Origin of the sequence: Oryzihumus sp., from assembly GCF_036391795.1 — a bacterium.
GTDB lineage: Bacteria > Actinomycetota > Actinomycetes > Actinomycetales > Dermatophilaceae > Oryzihumus.
Window position 1 is genome coordinate 1 of the sequence record NZ_DASVZH010000311.1, and the last position, 6,388, is coordinate 6,388.

The 6,388-nt window shown below is 71.0% G+C and carries 6 protein-coding genes; all 6 read right to left on the reverse strand.

From position 1 onward, the window contains the following. The coding region (gene cydB, locus VF825_RS19005; RefSeq protein ID WP_331116344.1) for a cytochrome d ubiquinol oxidase subunit II at window positions 1-1,068 on the reverse strand (1,068 nt) is incomplete at its 3' end. Between the two features lie 30 nt (window positions 1,069-1,098). After that, window positions 1,099-2,541: a cytochrome ubiquinol oxidase subunit I gene (locus VF825_RS19010; RefSeq protein WP_331116346.1), complete on the reverse strand. Its 1,443-nt coding sequence runs from the start codon at window positions 2,539-2,541 to the stop codon at window positions 1,099-1,101. A gap of 249 nt (window positions 2,542-2,790) precedes the next feature. Then, a complete protein-coding gene (gene galE, locus VF825_RS19015) occupies window positions 2,791-3,807 on the reverse strand; it encodes a UDP-glucose 4-epimerase GalE (protein WP_331116348.1) in 1,017 nt (338 codons plus the stop codon). Between the two features lie 53 nt (window positions 3,808-3,860). After that, window positions 3,861-5,174 (reverse strand): phenylacetate--CoA ligase PaaK, encoded by a 1,314-nt coding sequence (gene paaK, locus VF825_RS19020; protein ID WP_331116350.1) that lies wholly within the window; start codon window positions 5,172-5,174, stop codon window positions 3,861-3,863. Further along, complete coding sequence (gene paaI / locus VF825_RS19025; protein WP_331116352.1) at window positions 5,171-5,587, reverse strand: hydroxyphenylacetyl-CoA thioesterase PaaI; 417 nt, start codon at window positions 5,585-5,587, stop codon at window positions 5,171-5,173. Before paaI ends, paaK begins: the two co-directional genes overlap by 4 nt. Continuing rightward, window positions 5,584-6,388 (reverse strand): 3-hydroxyacyl-CoA dehydrogenase family protein (locus VF825_RS19030; protein ID WP_331116354.1); only part of this gene is annotated, 805 nt, incomplete at its 5' end. The genes paaI and VF825_RS19030, both read right to left, overlap by 4 nt.

Genomic DNA, 6,388 nt, shown 5'->3' on the forward strand with positions numbered 1-6,388 from the left:
GGTCGGCGGGACCGGGCTGCCGGGGGTGTGCGGCGCGGACGGCGCCGGGGCCGGGCCACCGCCGGCCGCGGGGATGTGCCGGGTGCCGATCCGCCGGCGGAAGACCCAGTAGGTCCACGCCTGGTAGGCCAGCACCAGCGGGGTGAAGACCGCGGCGACGATCGTCATGATCTTCAGCGTGTATGCCGTGCTGGACGCGTTGGTCACGGTCAGCGAGAACGCCGGGTTGGTCGAGCTCGGCATGACGTCGGGGTAGAGCGCGAGGAACAGGGAGGCCACGGCCGCGCCGATCGCGACGAACGTGCCGACGAACGCCCAGCCCTCGCGGTCGCGCCACGAGGCGAACAGGCCGGCCAGCAGGGCCACCGCGGCGGCGCCGGCGGCGACCCACGAGGCGGCCGAGCCGGTCTGGACGTCGAGGGTCACCAGCAGCGCGACCGCCAGTGCGGCGGCCACGAGGCCCACCCGCACCGACAGCTCCCGGGCCTGGCGCCGGATGTCGCCCTCGGTCTTGAGCGCCACGAAGATCGCGCCGTGGGTGAGGAACAGGGCCACCGTGGTCAGCCCGCCGAGCAGACCGACCGGGTTGAGCAGGGTGAACAGGTTGCCGGTGTACTCCTTGGCCGCGTTGATCGGCACGCCCCGCACGATGTTGGTCAGCGCGACGCCCCACAGCAGGGCGGGCACGACCGAGCCGACGACGATCGCCGCGTCCCACCGGCGGCGCCAAGTCGGGTCGTCGACCTTGCCCCGGTAGTCGAAACCGAGCGCCCGCACGATCAGCGCCACGAGGATGAGCAGCAGCGGCAGGTAGAACCCGCTGAACAGCGTGGCGTACCAGTGCGGGAAGGCCGCGAAGGTCGCCCCGCCGGCGGTCAGCAGCCACACCTCGTTGCCGTCCCAGACCGGGCCGATCGTGTTGAGCAGCACGCGCTTGCGGGTCTCGCCGTCCTCGCCGCGGCCCAGCACCGGCATGAGCATGCCGACGCCGAAGTCGAACCCCTCGAGGACGAAGTATCCGGTCCACAGCACCCCGATGAGGATGAACCAGACGGTGGTGAGCTCCATGGTCGTTGTTCTCCCGTTCCTGGTGGACGCTCAGTAGGCGAAGACGAGGGGGGCGTCCTCGTCCCGCTCGGACGGTGGCACCGGCGCCTCGACCGGCTCGGCGCCCTTGGCGATGTAGCGCAGCAGCAGCTTCAGCTCGACCACGGCGAGGCCGCCGTAGAGCAGGGTGAAGGCGATCAGCGAGGTCCAGACCTCACCGGCCGACACGCTGGGGGACACGCCGTGGGCGGTGGTCATGACGCCGAACACGATCCACGGCTGGCGGCCCATCTCGGTGAAGATCCAGCCGAAGCTGTTGGCGAACAACGGCATCAGCGGCACGGCATACACGGCCCACAGCCAGCGGCGGTGGACGGGCAGGCGTCCGCGGCGGGTGGACCACAGCACGGCCAGCGCGATGAGGGTGGCCAGGATGCCCAGGCCGATCATCAGCCGGAACGACCAGTACGTCACCGGGATCACCGGGGTGTAGCCGCTCTGGCTGAACGTCAGCGCGCTGCTGTTGGCCCCGTAGGTCTGCTCGTAGCTCGCGCGCAGCTGGTTGATGCCCTGGACCCGGCCGTCGAAGTGGCCGGTGGCCAGGAAGCTGAGCAGGCTCGGCACGGTGACGGCGAACTTCTCCTGGGTGCCGTCGAGCGAGCCGACCGTGAACAGCGAGAACGGCGCGTTGTGCGCGGACGTGGTGTAGAGCGCCTCGGCGGCGGCCATCTTCATCGGCTGGACCTCGGTCATGACCTTGCCCTGCAGGTCGCCGGAGACCATGACGCCGATCGCCGCGGCGAGGGTGACCCAGGCGCCGGCGCGGGTGGCGGTGCGGTACATCGGGCGCTCGGCGCCGGGGGTGCGCCGGCGCAGCACGTGCCACAGCCCGACGGCCATGACGAACGCACCACCGACCATGTACGACGCGATGATGGTGTGTGGGAAGGTCACGAGCTGCACCTTGTTGGTGAGCACCGCGAGGAAGTCGGTCAGCTCGGCGCGGTGGGTGGCCGGGTTGAGCCGGTAGCCCACCGGGTGCTGCATCCAGGAGTTGGCGGCGAGGATGAAGTAGGCCGACAGCAGGGTGCCGATGTGCACCAGCCCGATGCTCGCGGCGTGCAGCTTGCGGGGCAGCTTGTCCCAGCCGAAGATCCACAGCCCCAGGAAGGTCGACTCGAGGAAGAACGCGAGCAGCGCCTCGATCGCCAGCGGGGCGCCGAAGATGTCGCCGACGAAGCGGGAGTAGTCGCTCCAGTTCATGCCGAACTGGAACTCCTGGACGATGCCGGTGACCACGCCCATCGCGAAGTTGATCGTGAAGAGCTTGCCGAAGAACTTCGTCAGCCGCAGGTACTCGTCCCTGCCCGTGCGCAGCCACGCCACCTGCATCCCGAAGACGACGGCGGACAGGCCGATCGTCACCGGGACGAAGAAGAAGTGGTAGACGGTCGTGATGGCGAACTGCCATCTCGCGATGTCGACGGTTCCCAAGGCGCGCTCCCGCGGTCGGTCATGTACTACCGGACGTAGTAGATACTACGACGCGTAGTAGAGCCCCGCCGCAGCACCCACGACCACCGTGTCGGACATCGCCGGCGGCGTCGCTGGACCAAGGTCCTCAGGGGGAAGGGACCACCGTCATCGGTTCGCCCGAGCGGGTATGCCGCGGGGCCGGCCTGCGTGCGCAGGGCCGGCCCCGGGCGGGTCGAGCGTGGTGGGTCGAGCCTCCGACGCGGTGGCTCAGGCGTCGGGATAGCCCTGGGGGTTCTGCTGCTGCCAGCGCCACGTGTCGGCGCACATCTCGTCGATGGTGCGGGTGGCCCGCCAGCCGAGCTCCTCCTGCGCGCGGGAGGGGTCGGCGTAGGAGACGGCGATGTCACCGGCCCGGCGGCCGACGACCTCGTAGGGCAGCTCCCGGCCGACCGCGCGCTCGAAGGCGTGCAGCACCTCGAGCACGCTGGAGCCCTTGCCGGTGCCGAGGTTCCACGTGCTGACCGGCTCGTCGGTGCTGGTCAGCTTGTTCAGCGCAGCGACGTGGCCGGCGGCGAGGTCCTCGACGTGGATGTAGTCCCGCAGCCCGGTGCCGTCCGGGGTGTCGTAGTCGTCGCCGAAGACCTGCAGCTTGTCCCGGCGCCCGACCGCCACCTGGGCGATGTACGGCACGAGGTTGTTCGGGATCCCCTGCGGGTCCTCGCCGATGGTGCCGGAGGCGTGGGCGCCGACCGGGTTGAAGTAGCGCAGCAGGGCGATCCGCATCGTCGGGTCGGCCACCGCGATGTCGCGCAGGATCTGCTCCTGCATGACCTTGGTCCAGCCGTAGGGGTTGGTGGCCGAGGTCGCACGGTCCTCGGTGGCGGCCTCCTGGTCGGTGCCGTAGACCGTGGCCGACGAGCTGAAGACGAGCTTGTGCACGTCGTGGCGCCTCATCGCCCGCACGAGGGAGAACGTCGACACGAGGTTGTTCTCGTAGTACTCCAGTGGCTTCTCCACGCTCTCGCCGACCGCCTTGAGCCCGGCGAAGTGGATCACCGCGTCGATCTGCTCGTGGGCGAACAGGTGCTCGGTCTTGTCGTGGTCACGCAGGTCGAACGCGTGCACGGGGAGGTGCTGCCCGGTGATGGCCTCGAGCCGGTTCACCACCGCCGGCTTGGAGTTGGCGAAGTTGTCGACGACGAGGACGTCGTGGCCCGCGGCGATGAGCTGGATGAGGGTGTGGGAGCCGATGTAGCCGGCTCCTCCGCTGACGAGTACGCGCATGCGGCCAAAGTATGCCGTGGTGCCGGGTGCCGGGGTGCCATCCCCGCCCGCGGCTACCGCGGTCGCTCGTCGACGATCCGCCGTGCCTTGCCCACCGACCGCTCGATGCCGCCGGGGTCGAGGATGTGGACGCGGGCGCTGGTGCCGATCCGGCTCTTGATGTGGTGCTGCACCTCGCGGGCGACGGCCTCGCGGTCGAGGTCGCCGGCGTCGGGCGCGGCCTCGACGTTGACGGTCAGCTCGTCGAGCCGGCCGGGCCGGGTGAGCACGCACTGGAAGTACGGCGACAGCCCCGGGACCGACAGGACGATCTCCTCGACCTGCGTCGGGAAGACGTTGACCCCGCGCACGATCATCATGTCGTCGGTGCGCCCGGTGACCTTCTCCATCCGGCGGAACCCGGGCCGCGCGGTGCCCGGCAGCAGCCGGGTCAGGTCGCGGGTGCGGTACCGCAGCACCGGCATCGCCTGCTTGGTCAGCGAGGTGAAGACCAGCTCGCCGACCTGCCCGTCCTCAACCGGCTCGTCGGTCAGCGGGTTGACCACCTCGGGGTAGAAGTGGTCCTCCCAGATGTGCAGGCCGTCCTTGGTCTCGACGCACTCCTGCGCCACCCCCGGGCCCATCACCTCGGAGAGGCCGAAGATGTCCACGGCGTGCATCCCGGCGCGCTGCTGGATCTCCTGGCGCATCGCCTCGGTCCACGGCTCGGCGCCGAAGACCCCGATCTCCAGGGAGGACTCGCGCGGGTCGATGCCGAGGCGCTCCATCTCGTCGAGGATGGACAGGAAGTAGGACGGGGTCACCATGATCACGCGCGGGCCGAGGTCGGTGATGAGCTGGACCTGCTTCTCGGTCTGCCCGCCCGACATGGGGATCACGGTGCAGCCCAGCGCCTCCGCGCCGTAGTGGGCGCCGAGGCCGCCGGTGAACAGGCCGTAGCCGTAGGCCACGTGCACGGCGTCGCCCGGCCGGGCCCCGGCGGCGCGCAGCGAGCGCGCCACGATCGCCGACCAGGTGCGGATGTCGCCGGCGGTGTAGCCCACGACGGTCGGCTTGCCGGTGGTGCCGCTGGAGGCGTGGATGCGCGAGACCTGGGCCCGCGGCACCGCGAACATGCCGAACGGGTAGTTGGCGCGCAGGTCGGCCTTCGACGTGAACGGCAGGTGCCGCACGTCCTCCAGTGAGGTGACCTCCGAGGGGTGGAACCCCCTGTCGTCCAGCGCCGTCCGGTAGTGTGGGACGTTGTCGTAGGCGTGCTGCACGGTCCACTGCAGCCGGGTCAGCTGGGTGGCGCGCAGCTCGTCGATGCTCCATTGCTCGGCCTCGTCGAGCAGGTCGGGGCGGGCCGAGATGGGGGGAAGGCTCATGTGTGCTCCTGGGTGCGCAGCGACCGCGAGCGGCCGCGGAACTCCGCGATGGTCGACCCGTCCGACTCGCGGGTGACCGTGACGTCGGTGATGCCGCTGCGCCCGAATGCCGTGCGCTGGGTCGCGTCCGCGACCAGCACGTCACCGCGGCGGGCGGGGGCGACGAAGGTGATGTCCGCCCCGGCGGCGACGGTCAGCGCGCCGCGGGAGTTGCAGGCCAGGGCGAAGGCGGAGTCGGCGAGGGTGAAGATGAACCCGCCGTGGGCGATGTCGTGCCCGTTGACCATGGCGTCGGTGACGGTCATCCGCACCCGTGCCCGGTCCACGTCGATCTCCAGCGCCTCCATGCCCAGCGCGCGGGAGGCGTCGTCGTCCTCCCACATGCGCTGCACGTGGGTCAGGTCGGCGCTCACGCCCGGACCGCCGCGGCCAGCGCCGGGCTGAGCCGGTAGCGGCCACCCGGGAAGGCGGCGTCGAGCTGGCGCAGCTGCTCCGCGATGACCTCGAGCCCCACCTCGTGGCCCCAGGCGATCGGCCCCTTGGGGTAGTTGGTGCCCAGCTGCATCGCGGTGTCGACGTCCTCGGCGGTGGCCTCGCCGCGGTCGACCAGGTCGAGCGCCTCGTTGACCAGCATCGCCACGGTGCGGGCCACCGGGTTGGTGACCACCGGCCCGGTCGCGAGCTCGCGGGCGAGGGCCTCGTCCGGTAAGGCATCGAGCGGCTGCCCGGACGCGTCATACCGGAAGACGCCGTGGCCGCTCTTGCGGCCGAGCCTCCCCTCGGCGACGAGGCGACGCTGGTAGCCGGTGGGCTCGTAGCGCGGGTCGCGGCCGGTCTGCTCCCAGACGCTGGTGCCGACGGCCAGGTTGACGTCTTGGCCGATCAGGTCGGTCAGCTCCATCGGGCCCATCCGGAAGCCGGCGTGCTCGCGCAGGGCGAGGTCGACCGTGGCCGGGTCGGCGACGCCGGCCTCGACCATGCGCTGGGCCTCGCCGTAGAAGGGGCGGGCGACCCGGTTGACGATGAAGCCCGGGGTGGAGGAGCACCGGACCGGCGTCTTGCCCCAGGCCCGGACGATCCCGGTGGCGCGGGTGAGGGTGTCCTCGTCCGTGGCCTCGCCGTGGATGACCTCGACCAGGCGCATCAGCGGCGGCGGGTTGAAGAAGTGCAGGCCGAGCACGCGTCCCGGGTGGTCCAGGCCCGCGGCGATGGCG